This window comes from Actinosynnema sp. NPDC023794 (genome assembly GCF_040639675.1).
Classification (GTDB): Bacteria; Actinomycetota; Actinomycetes; order Mycobacteriales; family Pseudonocardiaceae; genus Actinosynnema; species Actinosynnema luteola.
The window spans coordinates 87,328-107,113 of record NZ_JBFAFR010000023.1 but is presented as its reverse complement, the minus strand read 5'-3'; the positions used below and the strand labels follow the sequence as shown (position 1 = coordinate 107,113).

17 protein-coding genes are annotated in these 19,786 nt (G+C 71.7%); 11 read left to right on the top strand and 6 right to left on the bottom strand.

Annotation, left to right across the window (positions count from 1 at the left end; translation table 11 throughout):
* The first annotated feature begins 680 nt into the window (after positions 1-680).
* Positions 681-1,673: a streptomycin biosynthesis protein gene (locus AB0H12_RS33210; RefSeq protein ID WP_499628357.1), complete on the top strand. Its 993-nt coding sequence runs from the start codon at positions 681-683 to the stop codon at positions 1,671-1,673.
* Between the two features lie 60 nt (positions 1,674-1,733).
* Here AB0H12_RS33210 and AB0H12_RS33205 read toward each other — a convergent pair whose 3' ends face one another.
* Positions 1,734-3,005 (bottom strand): nucleotide sugar dehydrogenase, encoded by a 1,272-nt coding sequence (locus tag AB0H12_RS33205; protein WP_499628356.1) that lies wholly within the window; start codon positions 3,003-3,005, stop codon positions 1,734-1,736.
* 159 nt (positions 3,006-3,164) lie between these two features.
* Between AB0H12_RS33205 and AB0H12_RS33200 the strand changes: the two genes are divergently transcribed.
* From AB0H12_RS33200 to AB0H12_RS33185, 4 genes are read left to right on the top strand one after another with little or no spacing between them, the layout of a single operon-like run.
* Complete coding sequence (locus tag AB0H12_RS33200; protein WP_499628355.1) at positions 3,165-4,283, top strand: glycosyltransferase; 1,119 nt, start codon at positions 3,165-3,167, stop codon at positions 4,281-4,283.
* A gap of 20 nt (positions 4,284-4,303) precedes the next feature.
* Positions 4,304-4,972 (top strand): class I SAM-dependent methyltransferase, encoded by a 669-nt coding sequence (locus tag AB0H12_RS33195; RefSeq protein WP_499628354.1) that lies wholly within the window; start codon positions 4,304-4,306, stop codon positions 4,970-4,972.
* On the top strand, positions 4,969-6,666 hold the full coding sequence (locus AB0H12_RS33190) for a carbamoyltransferase family protein (RefSeq protein ID WP_499628353.1): 1,698 nt from the start codon (positions 4,969-4,971) through the stop codon (positions 6,664-6,666). The genes AB0H12_RS33195 and AB0H12_RS33190 overlap by 4 nt, the downstream gene beginning before the upstream one ends.
* Before the next feature lie 32 nt (positions 6,667-6,698).
* Positions 6,699-7,925 (top strand): glycosyltransferase, encoded by a 1,227-nt coding sequence (locus AB0H12_RS33185; protein WP_499628352.1) that lies wholly within the window; start codon positions 6,699-6,701, stop codon positions 7,923-7,925.
* Between the two features lie 53 nt (positions 7,926-7,978).
* Here AB0H12_RS33185 and AB0H12_RS33180 read toward each other — a convergent pair whose 3' ends face one another.
* The gene (locus tag AB0H12_RS33180; RefSeq protein ID WP_499628351.1) at positions 7,979-9,235 is read right to left on the bottom strand and encodes an aminotransferase class III-fold pyridoxal phosphate-dependent enzyme; all 1,257 of its coding nucleotides are present in this window, start codon (positions 9,233-9,235) and stop codon (positions 7,979-7,981) included.
* 158 nt (positions 9,236-9,393) lie between these two features.
* Between AB0H12_RS33180 and surE the strand changes: the two genes are divergently transcribed.
* The 5 genes from surE to AB0H12_RS33155 all read left to right on the top strand — a co-directional run bounded on the left by surE (position 9,394) and on the right by AB0H12_RS33155 (position 13,980).
* Positions 9,394-10,191 carry a 5'/3'-nucleotidase SurE gene (gene surE / locus AB0H12_RS33175; RefSeq protein ID WP_499628350.1) on the top strand — a complete coding sequence of 266 codons (798 nt, stop codon included), beginning with the start codon at positions 9,394-9,396 and terminating at the stop codon, positions 10,189-10,191.
* On the top strand, positions 10,188-11,081 hold the full coding sequence (locus AB0H12_RS33170; protein ID WP_499628349.1) for a phosphotransferase family protein: 894 nt from the start codon (positions 10,188-10,190) through the stop codon (positions 11,079-11,081). The genes surE and AB0H12_RS33170 overlap by 4 nt, the downstream gene beginning before the upstream one ends.
* 81 nt (positions 11,082-11,162) lie before the next feature.
* Positions 11,163-12,161 carry an NAD-dependent epimerase/dehydratase family protein gene (locus tag AB0H12_RS33165; RefSeq protein ID WP_499628348.1) on the top strand — a complete coding sequence of 333 codons (999 nt, stop codon included), beginning with the start codon at positions 11,163-11,165 and terminating at the stop codon, positions 12,159-12,161.
* Entirely contained in the window at positions 12,158-13,183 is a 1,026-nt protein-coding gene (locus AB0H12_RS33160) for a Gfo/Idh/MocA family oxidoreductase (protein WP_499628347.1), read from the top strand. The genes AB0H12_RS33165 and AB0H12_RS33160 overlap by 4 nt, the downstream gene beginning before the upstream one ends.
* A 23-nt stretch (positions 13,184-13,206) precedes the next feature.
* Complete coding sequence (locus AB0H12_RS33155; RefSeq protein WP_499628346.1) at positions 13,207-13,980, top strand: PIG-L deacetylase family protein; 774 nt, start codon at positions 13,207-13,209, stop codon at positions 13,978-13,980.
* Between the two features lie 43 nt (positions 13,981-14,023).
* Here AB0H12_RS33155 and AB0H12_RS33150 read toward each other — a convergent pair whose 3' ends face one another.
* A complete protein-coding gene (locus tag AB0H12_RS33150) occupies positions 14,024-16,030 on the bottom strand; it encodes a carbamoyltransferase family protein (protein WP_499628345.1) in 2,007 nt (668 codons plus the stop codon).
* Between the two features lie 247 nt (positions 16,031-16,277).
* Between AB0H12_RS33150 and AB0H12_RS33145 the strand changes: the two genes are divergently transcribed.
* Positions 16,278-17,252 carry a glycosyltransferase family 9 protein gene (locus AB0H12_RS33145; RefSeq protein ID WP_499628344.1) on the top strand — a complete coding sequence of 325 codons (975 nt, stop codon included), beginning with the start codon at positions 16,278-16,280 and terminating at the stop codon, positions 17,250-17,252.
* Positions 17,253-17,254: 2 nt separating this feature from the next.
* On the opposite strand, the gene AB0H12_RS33140 is transcribed toward AB0H12_RS33145, so the two are convergent.
* The 3 genes from AB0H12_RS33140 to AB0H12_RS33130 are packed head-to-tail and all read right to left on the bottom strand — an operon-like array spanning position 17,255 to position 19,772.
* Entirely contained in the window at positions 17,255-18,133 is an 879-nt protein-coding gene (locus AB0H12_RS33140; RefSeq protein WP_499628342.1) for a phosphotransferase enzyme family protein, read from the bottom strand.
* 48 nt (positions 18,134-18,181) lie between these two features.
* Entirely contained in the window at positions 18,182-19,021 is an 840-nt protein-coding gene (locus AB0H12_RS33135; RefSeq protein ID WP_499628341.1) for an ABC transporter permease, read from the bottom strand.
* A 1-nt stretch (position 19,022) separates the two neighbouring features.
* Positions 19,023-19,772: an ABC transporter permease gene (locus AB0H12_RS33130; RefSeq protein ID WP_499628340.1), complete on the bottom strand. Its 750-nt coding sequence runs from the start codon at positions 19,770-19,772 to the stop codon at positions 19,023-19,025.
* Between the last annotated feature and the right edge of the window lie 14 nt (positions 19,773-19,786).

Below are 19,786 nucleotides of genomic sequence, written 5' to 3'. Positions count from 1 at the left end.
GGTCACCGCTGTGTCGACCGCTTCTCGAGGTCGACTTCGCTCTGTTGGCGAGCTTTCTGCGAAGTGACTCCGAAAGGGTGGATATTCAGACCGCTGCGCGAACCGGGTTGTCCCTCCTTTTAGACGTGAGGTAACGTCAAATCGGACATACCGGAATGTGGTCAAGGGGGGTTGACTTCACGTGGTCGTTGCACGTGATCTTGAGTTTGCCGACCGGGGTGGTTCGCCGCGCGCGGGGTGTCGACCGCGGCCGGCCGAGAGTCGGGCTCCCGCGACGCGGTGATCATCAGAGCTCAGGCGTGCCTGGTCACAGCCGGTGCCGACCGCGAGCATCGCGAGATCCGGAGCTGAACGAGCCGGTGCCACCCGGGTTCCGCAGACCGTCGGACCGACCTCCCGCCGGAGGCGTGGCGCCAGGTTGTCGTCGCGATCCCGGATCGACGAACACCCGGCCGTGATCGTTTCGCACGAAATCAGCACCAGGCCGGCGAGGGACATCTCGCCGAATAACGCCACCAGCTGCCCCAGCAGAACTCGGAACAAGAGAACGGGTGGCGGGACGACCGAGCCCTCGCGCCGTTGAACAGGTGTCGCGCGGGAATCGGTCGGGCCGGCCTGCCCTACGACGACGAGGAAGTGGAAGTGCCTCAGCCATGACCAACGCCGCCGACCTTGACGCCGTGAGCAATCAGACCAGGCACGACGTGCCGCGGGCATCGCCCACCACCGGCAGGACGCCCACAAGGGTGCCGATCGCCACCCTGGTGCTTGCCGACTCGCCCCGGGTCGACGGGGAGAACGACGAGCACGTCCGGCTGCTGGCCAACCTGAGCGAGCCGCTGCCGCCGATCCTGGTGCAGCGGGGGTCGTTGCGGGTGATAGACGGCAGGCACCGGTTACGCGCGGCGGTGCTGCGCGGTGACCGTGAGATCGACGTGCACTTCTACGACGGCGACGCGAACGACTCGTTCCTGCTGGCCGTTCAGATCAACATCACGCACGGGTTGCCGCTGTCCCTGGTCGACCGCTCGGCGGCGGCGCACCGCGTCGCCAAGGCGAACCCGCTGTGGTCCGACGCCGCGATCGCCGAAGCGGTGGGGCTGGACCCCAAGACCGTGGCCGCGCAGCGCCGTGGCTGGACCGACGTGCCGGAGCCCGCCGCGCGGATCGGCCGGGACGGGCGGGTGCGCCCGATCGACACGGCCGCTCGACGTCAGGAGGCGGGTCGACTGCTGGCCGAGAACCCGAACGCCTCGCTCCGGCAGATCGCGCAGGAGGCGGGCATCTCGCTGGGCACGGCCTCCGACGTGCGCAAGCGGGTGCGCAGCGGCATCAGCCCCGTGCCCACCGGCCGCCCCGCCGCGGCGCCCGACGTGCAAGTGCCCCGACCGAGGCCCGGGGACTCGATCCACGCCGAGCCGAACGCGCGCGTGCTGTTCCAACGCCTGCGCCAGGACCCCTCGCTGCGGTTCAGCGAGCCGGGCCGGGCACTGCTGCGCTGGCTCGAGTTCCAGATGGTCGACGCGGACGTGCGGGAGCGGTTGCTCAGCAGCGTGCCACCGCACTGGCTCGACGGCATCGCCGTGCTCGCACAACGTTGTTCCGGCGCGTGGCAGGAGTTCTCGGAGCAACTGGAGGAGCGCAGGAACACCATCTCCAGCGAGTCCCGCTGAGCCGGGGTGTTCAACCCGGGACTTCCCGGGTTGAACACCCCGACCCGATCCGGCTCCGCGTCACAGCTGCTCGACGTGCTCACCGGACAGGTGGCGTCGGCAGTCGAAGATGTGCCGAGCGTGCCGGGTGATCTCGTCCGGCACGAACTCGTCGTGGTCGGTCAGCAGGACGACCAGGTCGGCGGAGGCAAGTTCGCCCGCCGTGCCGTCGACCCGCCGGACCACCCCGTCGAGCGGGGACGGCTCGACCACGTGCGGGTCCGCGCCCGCCACGTCCGCCCCCATGTCCACGAGCAGCTGCGCGACGCGCACGGCGGGCGACTCGCGGGCGTCACCGGTGTTCTTCTTGTACGCCAGGCCCAACAGCAGGATCCGGGAGCCCCGCACCGCGAGGCCGCGCCGGTTCAGCGCCGCGGTGACGCGGCCGACGACGTAGTCGGGCATGTGCCGGTTCACGTCGTTGGCCAACTCGACGAACCGGAAGCTCTTGCCCAACGTGCGCTCCACGCGCCACGACAGGTACGACGGGTCGATCGGCAGGCAGTGCCCGCCGACACCCGGACCGGGGGTGAACCGCATGAACCCGAACGGCTTGGTCGCGGCGGCGTCGATCGCCTCCCACACGTCGACGCCGAGCCCGTCCGAGAACATCGCGATCTCGTTGACCAGCGCGATGTTGACGTGCCGGAAGGTGTTCTCCAACAGCTTCGCGAGCTCCGCCGTCCTGGTCGAGCCCACCGGGACGGTCTGCTCGACCAGGGTGTCGTAGAACCGGTGGACCCGGTCGAGCGACGCCGCGTCCACACCGGACACGACCTTCGGCGTCGAGACCAGCGTCCAGTCCCGGTTGCCCGGATCGATGCGCTCGGGGCTGTAGCCGAGCGCGAAGTCCTCGCCCGCGGTCAGCCCGGACTCCTTCTCCAGGATCGGCGCGATGACCTCCTCGGTGGTGCCGGGATAGGTGGTGGACTCGACCACCACGCACGCGCCGGGACGCAGGTGCTCGCCCAGCGTCCGGGCCGCGGCCTCGGCGTAACTGAGGTCGGGCTGGCCCTCCCGCAGTGGCGTCGGCACGGTGACCAGCGCGACGTCGAAGCCGGAGCAGTCGCTCGCGTCGGAGGTCGGGTAGAGCGACCCGCTTCCGATGAGCTCCCTCATGTCGGCATCCGGGACGTCCTCGACGTAGGACTTCCCCGCTGCCAGGGACTTCACCCTCGACTCGTCCGGGTCGAAGCCGACCACCCGGTGCCCGACCCGGGCGGCGCGCACCGCCAACGGCAATCCGACGTACCCCAGACCCATCACCACTACCCGCTCGCTATTGATGTGCATGATCCAGCCTTTTCCCCTCGGCGAATGGAGTGCGACTGCGACAGCAGAAGCGCGTAGCGCTCGACGGGATAGTCATACACCCTTGCTCGGGCTACGGTGGATTCCACGGTGGCTGAACAAGTGCTCACCGAGAATTCGCAGAACTGAACTGGAGCGCCGGTGAAGGTTCTCGTGGCAACGCCCTGGTACCCCACTCCGCAACACCCGATCGACGGTGTCTTCGTCCGTGAGCAGGTGCGTGGCCTGGCCGAACACCACGACGTGGCCGTCCTGCACATTGCGCCGCCGGTGACCGGACCGGCACCGCCGACCCGCGTGGACGGAATTCCCGTCTTCACCGCCTCCTGGCGCGCTCGAACGGGGCCGATCGGTCGGGTGAGAGCGGTTCTCGACGCAGTGCGGCGGATTCGCCGAAGCGGATTCGAACCCGACCTCGTGCACGCGCAGATCGCCGCGAAAAGCGTCCCGGCGCTGGTCGCGGCGAAGCGGCTGTCCGTTCCGCTGGTGGTCACCGAGCAGTGGTCGCGCGTGATGGACCTCGACCCCCGGCCACTGCCTCCGGGGCAGCGCAGGTCGGCGGCGGCAGTCTACCAAGGGGCCGACGCCGTCCTCGCCGTCGGAAGCGAGCTGCGCAGGGCCATCAAGGACCTCACCCCGCGGGCACGGGTCCTGGTGGTGCCCAACCCCGTCGACACCACCGTGTTCCACCCCGGGCTGCGCCCGACGGCCACCGAGGACGGCCGCCTGCGGCTGATCACGACCGGTCGGCTGGTCGACTACAAGGGCGTCGACCAAGTCCTCCAGGCCACCGCTCTGCTGCGCGATCGCGGTCTGAACCCGCACCTGGACGTCATCGGCGAAGGCCCGGAGCTGGGCCGCCTCCGCGCGATGGCGGCCGACCTGCGGCTGGCCGACGCCGTTCGGTTCCACGGCAGGCAGCACAAGGCCGACTTCGCGCCGCTCGTCGCCGCCGCGCACGTCGCCGTGGTGGCCGGCGACTTCGAGACCTTCTGCGTCGCCGGTATCGAGGCCCTGGCGTGCGGCACCCCGGTGGTGGCCACCCGCTGCGGCGGCCCCCAGGACTACATCACCCCGCGCAACGGGCGGCTGGTGCCGCTCTGGGAACCGGGGTTGATGGCGAACGCGATCGCCGGGCTCGTCGACCGCGCGGACGTCGGCTCCCCGGAGGAGATCGCCCGGGCGACGGCCGCGGAGTACGGCATCGACGCCGTCGGCAGGCGCATCGCCGGGATCTACCAACGACTGCACCGACGCTGACCCGCTGGGAGCCGACCACGATGCACATCGACACCTACCACCGGGTGGTCCGAGCGGTGGACCTCCTGACCCCGCAACGGTTCCACGCACCCGTCGTGCCCGCGTTCGCCGGGTGGGCGATGCGCCGGGTTCCCGACCGCCGCCTGCTCGAACGCCGGATCCTGCCCGGCATCGCCGCGGCGCGGCACCGCAGGGTGCTGTTCGTCGGCACCAGCCGGGTGCCGGACACCCGCACGTACCACCTCGACTACCCGTGGGGCGACACGGAGTTCTGGACGATGGACAAGGACCCGGAGGCCGCGGCGTGGGGTGGCGACCGGCACTGGTCGGGCGACATCTGCGCCGTGTCCGAACGCTTCCCGGCCGGTTGGTTCGACTGCGTGCTGCTCAACGGCGTGCTGGGATGGGGCGTCGACACCGGGCCCGCTCAGGAGCTGGCGCTCGAGCAGTGCCGGGAGGTGCTGTCGCCGGGCGGGCTCCTGGTGGTGGGGTGGAACACGTCCAAGTGCGCCGACCCGCTGCGGTTGTCCGCCGTGGCGCGGCACTTCGAGCGGACCACGTTCGCCGGGCTGCCCGCCCGGTGCGAGTTCGCCGAGACCGACCACGTCCTCGACTTCCTGTCCGCCCGCCGCACGCCGCCGGGTGGGCCGGATCAGCCAACCGACGGCACGACGGTGAGGAACCCATGAGCGAACTGAACGACGGCGCGCGCGGTGCGGACTTCCTGGTGGCCGGGCTCAACCACGGCGCGCACGACTCGTCCGCCTGCCTGGTGCGCGGCGGCGAGGTGGTCGTCGTGGTCGAGCAGGAGCGGGTGAGCCGCCGCAAGCGCGCGATCGACGAGCCACCGGTCGAGGCGCTGCGCGCCTGCCTGGACCACGCCGGGTACAAGCTCGAAGACCTCGACGCGGTCGCGCTGGGTTCGGACATGGACCGGTTGGCCGCCTGGATGGACCTGACCGAGGCCGAGCGCCCCGAAGTCCTGCCCTACGACGACCCCGACCGGCTGTTCCCCGAGTCGGTTTTCGGCGACGGGACGCGTCCGCCGCTGGTTCCGGTCCCGCACCACATCGCGCACGCGGCGAGCACCTTCTGGCCCAGCGGCTTCGAGGAGGCCGCGGTGCTGGTCATGGACAACCGCGGCGAGGACACCGCCACCACCCTGCTCCGCGGCGGTCCGGACGGGTTCGAGGTGCTGCGGGAGCACGGCATCGAGCACTCGCTGGGCCTGTGGTACCGCATCGCGACCCAGTACGCGGGCCTGTACTCCAAGGACGGCACGGCGGGCAAGCTCATGGGGCTGGCCTCCTACGGCCGGCCGAAGTACGACGTGGCGTTGCGCCACACCGGGCACGGCCCGGAGTGGCGGGGTGTGCCCGGTGCCACCGAACGCGGTCGTGCGCTGCCCCCGCAACGCACCACGCAACTGCTCGAGTACTTCGCGGAGCACTGCTTCCCGTACGAATCCGGCATCACCGGGGAGCCGATGGCGTACGCCGACTTCGCCGCGTCGGTGCAGGACGCGTTGGAGACGACGATCCTCGAGCTGTGCCGCGAGCTGCACGACGCGACCGGGCTGACGTCGTTGGCGCTGGCCGGTGGGGTGGCGCTCAACTGCACCGCCAACGGGCGCATCGCCCGCGAGGGCCCGTTCGAGCGGATCTTCGTCCAGCCGATGTCGCACGACGCCGGGGTCGGCCTCGGCGCGGCGCTCGAGGTCAGCAGGACCGCGCGTCCGGACCTGTTCTCCCCGGAGCCGATGACGCACGCGTACCTCGGGCCGGGCTTCACCGACGAGGAGGTGGCCACCGCGCTGCGCGACCGGGGGCTGGAGTCCGAGGAGCTCGGCGTCCTCGAGCTGGCCGAGCGCGCCGCGGACCTGCTGGCCGCGGGCGCGGTGCTGGGCTGGTGCCAGGGTCGCGGCGAGGTGGGGCCCCGGGCGTTGGGCGCGCGCAGCCTGCTCGGCGACCCGCGCAGGCGGGATCACCTGGTGCGGATCAACCAGCTCAAGGGCCGTGAGGTGTGGCGGCCCCTGGCGCCGAGCGTGCTCCGCGAGCACTACAGCAGGTTCTTCGCCGGTGTGCCCAATCCCTTCATGATCGTCGCCGCCGAGGTGCGACCGGAGGTCCGTCCCGCTGTGCCCGCCGTGGTGCACGTGGACGGCTCCGCCCGACCGCAGGTGGTCGACGGGGACAGCGCGCCGCACTACGCCGCGCTGCTGCGGGCCTTCGAGCGGCGGACCGGACTGCCGCTGGTGATCAACACCTCCCTCAACAGCGCGGGCAAGCCCATCGCCAACACGCCGGCCGAGGCCGTCGACATGTGCCGGGAGATGGGTGTGGACGCCATCGCGGTCGGGTCGCACCTGGTCCGGTTCCGCTGACGAGGTGAACCGATTTCCACAGAGGAGGGACGATGGCCTGGCGCCGAGAGCGGCTTCGAGTGCTGTACCTGACCTGTCATCTGCCGTTCCCGGCGCACAGCGGTGGACGGCTGCGCGACGCCGAGCTGATCAGACAGCTCGCCGAGCACGCCGACGTGCACCTGCTCGTGGTGTCGAAGACCTACGAGCAGGACCGTGCGCACGAGGCCGAGGCGGTCAGGCACTGCGCCTCGGTCTCGATCCTGCCCGCCTCGCGGCCCGTCGACTCCGACACCGCACCGGAGAAGGTGCGCAGGCACCGCTGCCCCGGCATGCGCGCGCTGATCGCGGCGAAGCTGGCCGCGACGGACTTCGACGTGGTGCACGTTGAGGGCTACTACCTGATGCAACACGTCCCTCTGGACTGCCGGGTGCCGGTGTTCCTCGGCACGCAGAACGTGGAGTACCTGCTGGAGGAGCAGCGCTGCCTGCTCGCCTCCGCCGAACCCTCCCCGTCGGACCGCCGTGAGGAGGAAACCGCGTGGTCCCGGGCCGACGCGTGCGGCGCCGTCAGCCTCGACGACCTCGTCCACATCAAGGCACGGCTGCCCGACGCGGTCGTGCGGTGGACGCCCGACGGAGCCGACCACGTCCGTCGGGAGCCGCACGTGGCGGACCCGTTGCCGCAGCTCGGGACCGGCCCGCGAGTGCTGTACCTGGCCAACTTCGGCTACGAGCCGAGCGCGGACGCGGCGAGGGTGCTCTGCGACCGGATCTGGCCCGCGATCCGGTCCCGGGTGCCCGAGGCGAACCTCGTCCTCACGGGCGCCAATCCGCCGGGCTGGCTGGTCGCCGCCGCGTCGCGCCGTCCCGGCATCACCGTCACCGGCCCCGTGGAGTCCGTCGGGCCGCACCTGGCCGCGGCCGACGTGTTCCTGGCCCCGCTGCGGATCGGTGGCGGCGTGAAGGTGAAGATCCTGGAGGCGCTGGCGGCGGGGTGCGCGGTCGTCACGACGCCCATCGGCGCGCAGGGTCTGCCCGACGAGGCGCGGGCGGCGATGGTCGTGGCCGAGGACGACCAGGGCACGATCGACGGCACGGTCCGCCTGTTGCGCTCGGAGGAGCAGCGGCGGTCGCTGGAGGCCGCGACCAGGGAGGCGGTGCGGTCGCTGCCCGGCTGGGGGCAGGCGTCGCGGTTGCTGCGGGACGGGTGGCTGGCGATGCTCGACCGGGTGCGGACCAAGGCCGAGGACGAGCAGCTCTGCGCCAGCGCGGGCTGAGCCCACCGACGAGGCCGTGCGGCGCGGTTCGACCCCGCACGGCCTCGTCGGTGTCACAGCTGTCGCACGGCTGCGGCAGCAGCGGAGAAACCGGCGTGGATCGCCGCCACCGCCTGGTCGATGTCCCGCTCCCGCATCGCTTCGCAGACGAACCAGTGGTGGCTCGGGTGCAGCAGCAACCCTTCGCGCAGCGTCGTGGCGTAGAACGCCTGGGACGCGACCTGGTTGATCCGATCGTCCTCGTAGTGGAACTCGAGCCACGGCGTGGGGGCCAAGCCGATCGGCCGCGCCGGGATCCGGCAGTCGGCGGCTGCCGCGGCGATGCCCGCCTGGAGCCGGCGGCCGAGCTCCCACAGCACCGCGGACGTCTCGCCGGTGCGCACCACGTCGATCGTCGCCACCGCCGCCGCCATCGCGTCGGAGCTGCGGTAGAAGGTGGACGAGCTGGAGATCCGCCTGGAGTGGACCATGATGTCGCGACGACCGGCCACTGCGGACACCGCGTACCCGTTGCCCATGGCCTTGCTGTAGGCGACGAGGTCCGCGCGGACGCCGAAGTGCTCTTGCGCGCCGCCCGGCGCGATCCGGAACCCGGAGCGCACCTCGTCCAGGATGAACAGCGCGCCGCGGGACCGCGTCAGTTCCGCGACCGCGGCGAGGTAGCCCGGGGCGGGTTCCTCGATCTCGTAGGGCATCATCACCACGCACGCCAGGGCGTCACCGATCTCCGCGACCCGGCGGCGCAGCCCGGCGATGTCGTTGTACTCGAACGTTTCGACGTGGTCTGCGGCGCCGGGGACGAGCCCGTTGGTCCTCGGCGCGCACCACTCGTGCCACCCGTTGTAGCCCCAGCGCAGCACGTGCGCACGCCCGGTCGCCGCCCGCGCGAGCCGGACCGCGACGGCGGTCGCGTCGGACCCGGTGCGGTGCAGCGACACCATCTCGGCCCCGGGCGCCGTCTCGACGAGCAGCTCGGCCAGCCGCAGCTGGGTCGGGGTGTGCAGGCTGCGGGCGACGCCGTCGGCCAGTTCTGACTTGACCGCGGACTCCACGCGGGGGTCGGCGTGACCGAGCACCACGCTGCCGAATCCCAGGATGAAGTCCAGGTACTCGTTGCCGTCGACGTCCCACACGCGCGCGCCGCGCGCCCGCCGGGCGAAGACCGGGTACACGGGTTCGGCGAAGTCGCGCCCCAGCACGCCCGGCCTGCCGGTGAAGCTGGCGTCCACGCGTTCGGCACGGGCCAGCATCCGCCTCGAATCGGTGACACCCGGCCACTTCCCGGTTGGCTGACGACTGATCAGGTCCACGGGGCCTCCTCGGTTCGCTTGCCGATCCGGGTGAACTATTGCAGCGGCGGCGCGGTGTTCTGAATAGTCGATCGAGGAGCGGGACGCCGCGCGGACCAGGTCGAGCCCGCGTTGCCACCGGCACTCGCCGCTGCCGACGAGCCCAGGAACGGGGATCCATGCGCGCACTGATCACGAACGACGACGGCGTGGCGGCACCTGGCCTGCACGCCCTCGCCGACGCGCTGGCCGCGGAGTTCGACGACGTGGTCGTCGTCGCCCCGGCCGCGGACTGGAGCGGCGCCGGCACGGCGATCAACCCGGGCACGCGCACCGGTGATCTCCGCCCACGAGCGGTGGAACTGCCCGGCCTGGCCGGGGTCCCGACCTACGCCGTCGCCGGTCCTCCCGCGCTGGCCGTGCTGGTCGCCCTGACCGGCGCCTGCGGACCGCGCCCGGACGTGGTGTTCTCCGGGATCAACAGCGGTCCGAACATCGGCGTCGGCCTGCTCCACTCCGGCACCGTGGGCGCCGCGCTGACCGCGGCCATCGGGGGAGTCCGGGCGCTGGCGGTGAGCCTGGACGGCCACTGGCACCTCGGCGTGGACCCGAACAAGGAAGTCCGGCGCCGGCACTGGGGCACCGCGGTCGGGGTGGTCGTCGACCTCGTGCCGACCCTGGTCTCGCTGGACGAGCCGTTGGTGCTCAACGTCAACGTGCCGGATGTGCCGTCGGACCGGCTGCGCGCGGTGCGGGACACCGCGATCGCGCCCGTGGCCGTGCTCGACCTGGTCGACCTCGACGGCGTCGCGCGGCTCGACATGCGCCCCGGCGTCGATCCACCGCCGGGCGGACAACCGACCGACGCGGCGTTGCTGGCCGCCGGGCACGTCACCGTCACGGCACTGAGCCTGGCGAGGTCGCTCGTTCCCGCCGACTTCGCGGATCCCCGGGCAGCGGTCGTGGAGGCGTCGTGAAGCCGGAACTCACCGACGCCCCGCCGGCACGCGCGCTGGACTGGGTGCGCAAGGCGGTCGGACGTGGATCGGACGTGCTCGACGTGCGACCGTTGGCCGGAAGCACGTCAGCGGTGCACGCCTTGACCGCACGCACCGCGTCCGGTGCGGCGATCCGGCTGGTGCTGCGGCGTTATGTCCGGCCGGAGTACTTGGCCTCCGAGGGCGATCCGCCCGGCTACGAGACCAACGCGCTCCGGTTGCTCGACGGCGGACCCGTGCCGGCGCCCCGACTCGTCGCCGCCGACGTCACGGGGGACGAGTGCGACGTGCCCGCCGTGTTGATGACGCTGTTGCCGGGCGAGCCGCGCAAGCCGCCGCCGGCCGCCGAACTCGCCGACTACCTGCGCGGGCTCGCCGAACCGCTACCCGGCATCCACAGCACACCGGTGAACAGGGCCCTGCGCCCTTACCGCCCGTACTTCGCGGACGTGCAGCTGCGCCCGCCGTTCTGGGCGAAGGACCCCGCCATGTGGGAGCGGGCGATCGCCATCCACATCGGACCCGTGCCGCAGGGCAGCTCGTTCATCCACCGGGACTACCACCCCGGCAACGTGCTCTGGCTCGACAACGCCGTCCAAGGCGTCGTGGACTGGGCGAACGCGAGCGCGGGACACCCGCACGCGGACATCGGCCACTGCCGGGAGAACCTGTGCACGGTCGGTCCGGACGTCGCCGAGCGGTTCCTCGACGCCTACCGGGCGGTGTCCGGGGACAACTCGGAGTACGACCCCTACTGGGACATCGCGGCGGCCGTGGGCTGGGCCCCGATCTCCGAGGAGGCTCCCGACCGACCGGACCTCTACGAGTCGTTCGTCGCGCGCGCCGTCGCCAGGGCGGCGCGCACCTGAATCGTCACCCCCGGCCTTCCGAAGAGGTGGAGCATGGCACCAGACAGTCGAACGACTGCGTCATCGGCCGGTAGCAGGCCATTGCGGTACCTGATCACCGGTGGCGCGGGCTTCATCGGGTCGCACCTGGTCGACGCGCTGCTGGCGCGGGGCGACCAGGTCACCGCGCTGGACACCCTGTCGACCGGCCGCGCGGTCAACCTCGAAGCGGCGGCGCGCGATCCGCGCTTCGAGTTCGTGCGCGGGTCGGTGCTCGACGAGTTGGTCGTCGACGAGCTGGTCCACCGGTGCGACGTGGTGGTGCACCTCGCCGCGGCGGTCGGCGTGCGGCTGATCATCGAGCAGCCGCTGCACTCGTTCACCACGAACATCCGCGGTTCGGAGATCGTCATCGAGGCCGCCCACCGCTACCGGCGCAAGGTCGTGGTGGTCAGCACCTCGGAGATCTACGGCAAGAACGGCGACCTCCCGCTGTCCGAGGACGCCGACCGCGTGCTGGGCAGCCCGACGGTGGCGCGGTGGGCGTACAGCACGGCCAAGGCGGTCGACGAGATCCTCGCCGCCGCCTACCACCGCGAGCGTGGTCTGGAGACGGTCACGGTGCGGTTGTTCAACACCGTCGGCCCACGGCAGAGCGGGTCCTACGGCATGGTGATCCCGAGCCTGGTCGACCAGGCGTTGCGCGGCGACCCGCTGACCGTGCACGGCGACGGGAAGCAGACCCGGTGCTTCGCGCACGTCGCCGACGTGGTCGACGCCTTCCTGCTGCTGCTGGACAGTCCCGGTGCGGTCGGCGAGGTCTTCAACGTCGGCTCCCAGCACGAGATCAGCATCCTGGACCTGGCCAGGGAGGTGGTCCGGGCGGCGGGCAGTTCGTCGACCGTCCGCCTGGTCCCGTACGACGAGGCGTACCCGGTGGGCTTCGAGGACATGCGCAGGAGGGTTCCGGACACCACCCGGCTCACCGCCCTCACCGGGTGGCGGCCCAGCCGCACGCTCCCGGAGATCCTCGCCGACGTCGTCGCCGAGAAGACGCGGACGGCGGGCCTCGTCCACGCCGCCGACCAGGTGACGCCGTGACCCGGCTCCGCTGGGGGATCATCGGCACCGGGTACGCCGCGACGCTGTTCGCCTCGGACCTGGCCAGGGCCGAGGCGAGCCGTCCGCACGCCGTGGCCGGACGTGATCCCGCGCGCACGGCTCGGTTCGCCGCGGAGTTCGGCGTGCCCGTCGCGCACCGCACCCCCGAAGAGCTGCTGGCCGACCCGGACGTCGACGCCGTCCACGTCGCCGTTCCGCACACCGAGCACGGGCGCTGGGTGCTGCGGGCGATCGAGGCGGGCAAAGCGGTCCTGTGCGAGAAGCCGCTCGCGGTGGACCCCGACGAAGCACGGGCGCTGGTGGCAGCGGCCACCCGGTCGGGCACCTTCCTCATGGAGGGGTTCATGTACCGGCTCCACCCGCAAACCCGGCTCGTCGCCGATCTGGTCGCCAAGGGCGTGCTCGGCGACGTGCGACTGATCCGAGCGTCGTTCACCATCGACGCCGCCCGCGACCCCGGCCACCGGTTGTTCGACCCGGCGCTCGGCGGCGGCGCGATCCACGACCTCGGGTGCTACCCGATGTCGATGGCGCGGCTGATCGCGGGTGCGGTCGAGGGACGGTCGCACGCGGAGCCCGACCTGCTCGCCGCGGCGGGGCACATCGGCCCCACCGGGGTGGACGAGTCGGCGTCCGCGCTGCTGCGCTTCCCGACCGGTGTCGTCGCCCAGCTGAGCGCCGGTCTGACCGCGCCCGCCGAACGGGGGCTGCGGGTCGAGGGGACCGCGGGCGCGCTCGTCGTCACGGATCCCTGGTCCGGCGGTCGCCCCGCGGACGTGCTGACCGCCGACCAGACGGCAGACAGCGGCGCGGTGCGGCTGCTCACGGCCGGGGGCAGCGAGGTGATCCCGGCCGTGGCGGACCTGCCGCTGTTCGCGGGCGAGGCCGACCACGTGGCCGAGTGCCTCGCCACGGGACGCACGCAGTCGCCGGTCGTCTCGCTGGACGACACCCTCGGCAACGTCGCCGCGCTGCACCGCTGGCGCGCGGCCATCGGCTGACCCTCGAACCGGACAGGAGGACCATGCCCCACCAGAGCACAACCCCCGGTCGACCGTCGCACGGGCTCCCGGCGCCCGCCAGGGTGCTGGCCGTGGGCGCGCACCCGGACGACGTCGAGTACGGCGCCGGCGGCACGCTGGCCAAGTGGGCGGCCGCGGGCAGCGAGATCCACACGGTCATCTGCACCGACGGGTCCAAGGGCACCTGGGACCCGGCCTCGGATCCCCTGGAGCTGGCCTCGCGCCGCCAGGCCGAACAGCGGGACGCCATGGTGGCGCTGGGCGGGAAGGCGGACAACGTCGGCTTCCTGGGCTGGCTGGACGGCGAGCTGACCGCCGGGCTGCGCCAGCGCTGGCAGCTGACCCACTGGATCCGCCTGTGTCGGCCGACCGTGCTGCTCGGGCACGACCCGTGGCGGCGGTACCTGATCCAGACCGACCACCGGGAAGCCGGGTTCCTGCTGACGGACGCGCTGGTCGCGGCGGCGGACCACACCTACTTCCCCGAGATGCGGCTGCCGCCGCACCGGGCGGAGGCGATGTTGCTGTGGGACGCCGACGAGCCCGACCACGTCGAGGACGTGGACGAGCACCTCGACGCGAAGCTGGCGGCGCTGCTCGCGCACCGCAGCCAGTACCGCAACTCCATGGGGATCCACCCCGGGACCGAGGAATCGGACACCGCCGCGTTCCGGGCGCGGATCACCGGCAAGCTCGCCAGGCAGGCGGCCGGGCTCGGGTTCGGGCACGGTGAGGCGTTCAAGCTCCTGCGCCTGACCGATCCCAACGAGGGCTGATGGCGGGTGGGACCCGCTTCCCGGGTCCCACCCGCCTTCGCGGTCAGCGCAGGTCGTCGTCGGGCACGATGTCGACGAACCGGTCCTGCCACAGCTCACGCAGCCGGGCGACCAGCTCGCGCCCGTCGTCCGCCACGGCGCCGCCCGCCGCGAACCCGCCCGGCGTGGGTGGTTCGGAGTGGCGCAGGAACTCGGCCAACTCGGCGGTGATCGGCTTGGTCTTGCCGCCGGTGTAGGTGAACCGCACCTCGTGCCGGGCACGGTGGCCGGCGGGACCGGCGTCGTGACTGCTGATCACCGACACGGTCGGCGCGAGCACGACCCGCAGCCCGAGGAACGCGCGCCAGTCGTCCGGCTTGCGGCGCACCACGACGGAGTCGATCACGAGGGCGTCCAACCCGGTCGTCAGGAAGCAGCGCACCGCGTCGTCGAGGGTCTGCACGATCGGCTCGGCGTGGTTGTTGAACGAGGTGTTGAGCACCACGGGCACCCCGGTCAGCTCACCGAAGCCGTGGATCAGGTCCCAGAAGCGCTCGTTGTCCGCACGCCGCACGGTCTGCGCGCGGGCCGTCCCGTCGACGTGGGTCACCGCGCCCAGCTCGTCCCTGACCTCCGGGCGCACCCTGACGACGTAGGACATGAAGTCCAACCGCGCCCTGGTCGCCGGCAGGTCGAAGTAGTCCGCCGCGCGCTCGGCGAGCACGGCCGGGGCGAACGGCCGGTAGGACTCCCTCAGCTTGACCATCTCGTTCACGCGGTCCTGGTTGGACCTCGGCCGCGGATCGGCGAGGATGCTGCGGTTGCCCAGGGCGCGCGGCCCGAACTCGGAGCGGCCCTGGACCCACCCGATCACCGAACCGCTCGCCAGGAGCTCGGCCGCGGTGGCCGCGATGTCGTCGACCTGCTCGAACTCCACCAGCGCCGACCAGCGCTCCAACCCCTTCGCCGCGTCGCCGCCGGGCACGGCTTCCGGCCCCAGGTAGGCCGTGCGGAGAGGCTCGGGGCTGAACGTGCGCGGCGAGTGCTGCCGGGCGACCTCGAACGCCGCCCCGACCGCGGCGCCGGAGTCGTGCGCGGCCGGGTCGACGAAGACCTCGTCGAACAGGCCGGAGGAGAGCAGACGCCCGTTGAGCGTGCTGTTGTGGCCGACCCCGCCGGCCACGCACAGCCGCCGCAGCCCGGTCGTCTCGCGCCAATGCCGGACGACGTGCAGCACGATCGTCTCCAACGTCTGCTGCAACGCCGCGGCGAAGTCGCGGTGGCGCTGGTCGAACGGCTCGCCCTTGCGGCGAGGCGCGAAACCGGCGTCGAGGAAGTGCCGCTGCAGGCGGCGCCAGTCGAACTCGTACCCGCCGTCGGGCAGCAGCTCGTAGAGCTGGTCGAACACCGGCAGGTACGTGGAAGGGTCGCCGTACGGGGCGAGCCCCATCACCTTGTACTCGTCGAACCGCTTGTAGCCCAACAGCTCCACGGACTGCAGGTACAGGTGTCCCATGGACTTGGCGATGGGCAGCGAGTGCAGCGCCCGCAGCTCGTGCCCCTCGCCGTGGAAGAAGGTGAGCGACTCGTTCTCCCCGTTGCCGTCGACGACCGCCACCAGCGACTCGTCGAACCCGGAGTGGTGGAAGACCGACCGCGCGTGCGCGAGGTGGTGCTTGACGAAGACCACGCGCTCCGGGTCCACGGTCGCGCCGAACTCCGCGCCGAGCTGCTCGACGATCAGCGAACGGCACCAGCGGACCGGCACTTCGGGGTGTTCGACGTATTGCACGCCCAGTTCCCGGTCGGTGTGGTCCTCGCAGAAGAAGAACGCGATCAGATCGACTTCCTCGAATGTGACGCCCGCGTGGTCGAGGCAGGCGCGCGCGGCCCGCCTGCTGAACTTGTTCGTGTGTTTTATGCGATTGAGCCGCTCTTCCTCGACCGCCGCCAGCAGCACGCCGTCGCGGACGAGCGCGGCGGCGGAATCGTGGTAGAACCACGTCGGCAGACCAGGGATGAAGTCATGCTCCAGATCCCCGAAGCAGCAGCTCAGACCGAGAACGAGCATCGTGGTGAACTCTCCTCTGTTCGGCGGTGCCCGGACCGGTGACGGCAGGCGGCGCACACGTCCCGACTGAAACGGAAAGGGGAAGCAACACCGGGCACGGTCCATCGTGCAGCAGTCGAAATAGTGCCGCAACCGTGCACGACGCCCATTGTCAGTACCTTTCGCGACCGCAGGCGACTCGCCCATAATGCCGTGACGGGCACGGGTGGAAACCGGCCCTCACCTGCCGACCGAATCGGGGATCGCCATGCCGCGCCAACCGGTGCTGTTCGCCTACCGGCCGTACGGCCTCGGGGACCTGCTCGTGGTCGTGCCCGCGCTGCGGGCGCTGGCCGACAGCTTTCCCGACCACCACCGGGTGCTCGTCACCCCGGCCGTGTGGGCGCCGCTGGCGGAGCTGACCGGGGCCGTCGACGAGGTCGTCGACACGCAGCGCCACACGATCACGTGCACGCCGTTCACGCGTCCGCCGATCGAGGAGGCCGCGGTGGTGGTCAACCTCCAGGGACGTGGACCGGGCAGCCACCGGATGCTGCTGAGCGGGTTTCCCGCCGCACGGCACATCGCCTTCGGCAACGCCGAGGCGGGGGTGGCGGGCCCGGCGTGGCGGCCCGGTGAGCACGAGATGGCCAAGTGGTGCCGGATGCTCAGCGAGTCCGGCATTCCCGCCGATCCCAGCCGGTTCCGCCTCCCGGCGCCGGACCGCGAGCCTCCCGAACGGGCCGTGGGCGCGGTGCTCGTGGCACCAGGAGCCGCCTACGGCGCGCGTCGGTGGCCGCTGGAGCGGTGGGTGGAGGTGACGCGCTGGTTGCGGCGCAACGGCCACCGGCCGGTCATCACCGGCCACGGCGCGGACGAGGTGGCGCAGGCGCGGGAGATCGCCCGGCAGGCGGGCGTGGACGACGGTGCTGTGCTCGCCGGCGCGACCGGTGACGTGCTGGACCTCGCCGCCGTCGTCGCGGCGGCGGTCGCCGTCGTCGCGCCCGACTCGGGTCCCGCGCACCTGGCGACGGCACTGGGAACTCCGTCCGTGCTGCTGTTCGGCCCGTCGGCGCCGGCCGTGTGGGGTCCGCCCGCACGGGAGTCCCGTCACCGGGTGCTGTGGCACGGCGTGACCGGGGACGCCTTCGCCGACGAGGTGGACCCCGGACTGGCGCGCATCACCGTCGACGAGGTCCTGACCGAGCTGGACGGTGTGCTCGCGGGCTCACCCGCCCGGTGAGCTCAGGCGCGGGCCCAGCGGTCCAGGAACTCGTGGCCGGTGGTCACGACGTGCTCGGACCACTCGGTCCCGCTCGCCCAGGTGAGGTTGCGCAACACGCAGTGCGCCGCGTAGACGGCCAGTGCGCCGCGGTCGGTCGTGCGAAGGATCTCCTCCGCCAGTCGGTCCCGGACCCCTGGCCCGGCCTTCGGCCAGGCCGCCAGGTCCCAGTCGACGGTCATCAGGTCGTAGGAGGCGTCACCGGTGCGGCACGACTGCCAGTCCAGCACCGCCGTCACCCGACCACCGTCGACGAGCACGTTGGCAGGCCCGAAGTCGAAGTGGACCAGGTCGTCCGGGGTCCGGTCGGGCAGCGGAACCGCGGCGGCCGACGTGCGCAGGCGGGACAGCAGCTCGGCAACCGGCGGCTCGCACCCCACCAGCGCCGAAGGCCGGCACAGCGGCGAACGGTCCTCGACCAGCCCTCCCAGGACGAGGTCCCACCAGTCCCCGCCGGTCCCCGAACCGGCGCCCCGCTCGCGGTCGACCACCGCGATCAACTGCTCCAGCGTGACGCCGTCGACGTGCTCGACCGGGCTGCCCGCCACGTACTCCTGCAGCTCGAACCACCACTCGCCCACCCGCCCGGCGGCGACCTGACGCGGAATCGGGCAGCCCGCCGCCCGCAGCCTCGCCAGCGCGGGCTCCACGTGCTCCTCGGCATGCCGGGCTTCCCGCCCCCAGGGCAACCACTTGAGCACCAACCGGGCGCCGTCCGGGCCGGTCACCTCGTAGGCGCCTTCGTCGCCCGTGGCGAACCTGCCCACCAGCGTCAGCGCCACACCGCGCTCGCGCCGCACCAGTTCGACGACCTCGTGAACCTGCTCGTCGACGTCTGCCATACCGGCGTGTTCCTCCTGCCTCTCCTCGGGCACCGGGCCGCACGCGCGTCAGCCGCCCTTGCTCTGGTAGCCACGCACGCTGTGGAGCCACCACCAGCACGCCGCCGCGAAGGCAATCAAGTCGATCAAGGGTACCGCGTGGGCGATGAACGCGGGCGCAGGTCCGTCACCCGCACGTCCGAGGATGACGGACGCGGGGAAGAACGCGATGAAGGCGATCGGGAAGACCGTCATGAAACCGATCCGCAGCAGCATCGGGAAGATGCCGATGGGGTAGTTGGCGAAGGCGGTGATCAGGTTGTCCGTCCAGGTCATCAGGATGTCCGACGCCTCGGTCCGGAACGCGAACGACGCCATGACGAGCTGGATCGCCCCCTCCAGCAGCGCGGCGCCGATCACCGCCGCCACCAGGAACAGCAGCAGCGGCAGCGTCCACTGGATGTCGAGCAACTGCAGCGCCGTGGTGAACAGCACGATCGCGACCGCGAGATCGCCGAACACCGAGACGTGGAACTCCCGCAGCAGCACCTGGAGCAACGGGGAGACAGGCCGGTGCAGCACCACGTCGAACTCGCCGACCCGCACCATCTCCGGCACCCGCGACAGGTTCTTGAACAGGAAGAGGTGAACGCTGTGGCTCAGCACCCGCAGGGCGGCCACCAGCATCACCTCCGGCGCCGTCCAGCCGCCGAGCGAGTTGAACTGCTGCAGCACGACGACCGCGAAGGTCAACGCGCTCAACTGGAACAACGCGGCGTAGAGCAAGGACAGCAACAGGTCCATCCGGAAGCGCAGCCGCACGCGCAGGTTGGCCCGGGTGAGCCGCCAGATCAACGTGAGGGGGTTGCGCGGGGTCGGTGGGGCGGGCGTCCACACGTCGTCGACCACGTCAGCCTCCCGAGATGACGAGCCGTCGGGACGCCGCGTGCCACAGCACCCGCGACAGCAGCGCCAGCAGCACGCCCCACCCCGCCTGGACCAGCAGGATCGTCGTGGTCTGCGCGGGCGTGATGCGTCCGATGTGGACCGAGACGGGCAGGTTGAGCGTGGCCTGGAACGGGAGCAGCTGGTTGACGCTGATGAACCAGGGCGGGAAGAACCAGATGGGCACGATGGCGCCCGAGCAGAGGTCCTGCACGAAGGTGTTGAGGCTCCTGAGCCCGCGGTTCGTGGTGAACCAGAAGCACGACACCTCGACGAGGAGGGTCAGGTAGTACTGCACGACCTGGCCGAGCACCAGGCTGATCAGCGTGACCGCGAGCACCCCGGGCGATGACGGCGCGGTGACCAGACCGAGGAACCCGCACGCCACCGCGCCGACGAGCGCGAGGGCGCTGCCGTAGAGGGCTTCTCCCGCCGAGCGCAGGAAGAAGTACCGGCCGGGAGCCATCGGACGGGTGAACCAGTACACGATCGCGCCGTCGGTGACCGCGCGGTACACGGAATCCCTGGTCAGCACGCGGGTTCGGCTGATCAGCACGCCGAGCGCGGAGTACGACACCGCCTGCTCCAGCGTCATTCCGCCCTGGATCCCGGACCCCGTGTCGTAGAGGGTCGTCCACAGCACCCAGTACAGGAAGATCTGCACCGTGATGCCGAACGCGGTCGCGTAGAGCCTGCCGCGGTCGGCGAGCTCCACCGCCGGTCCCAACC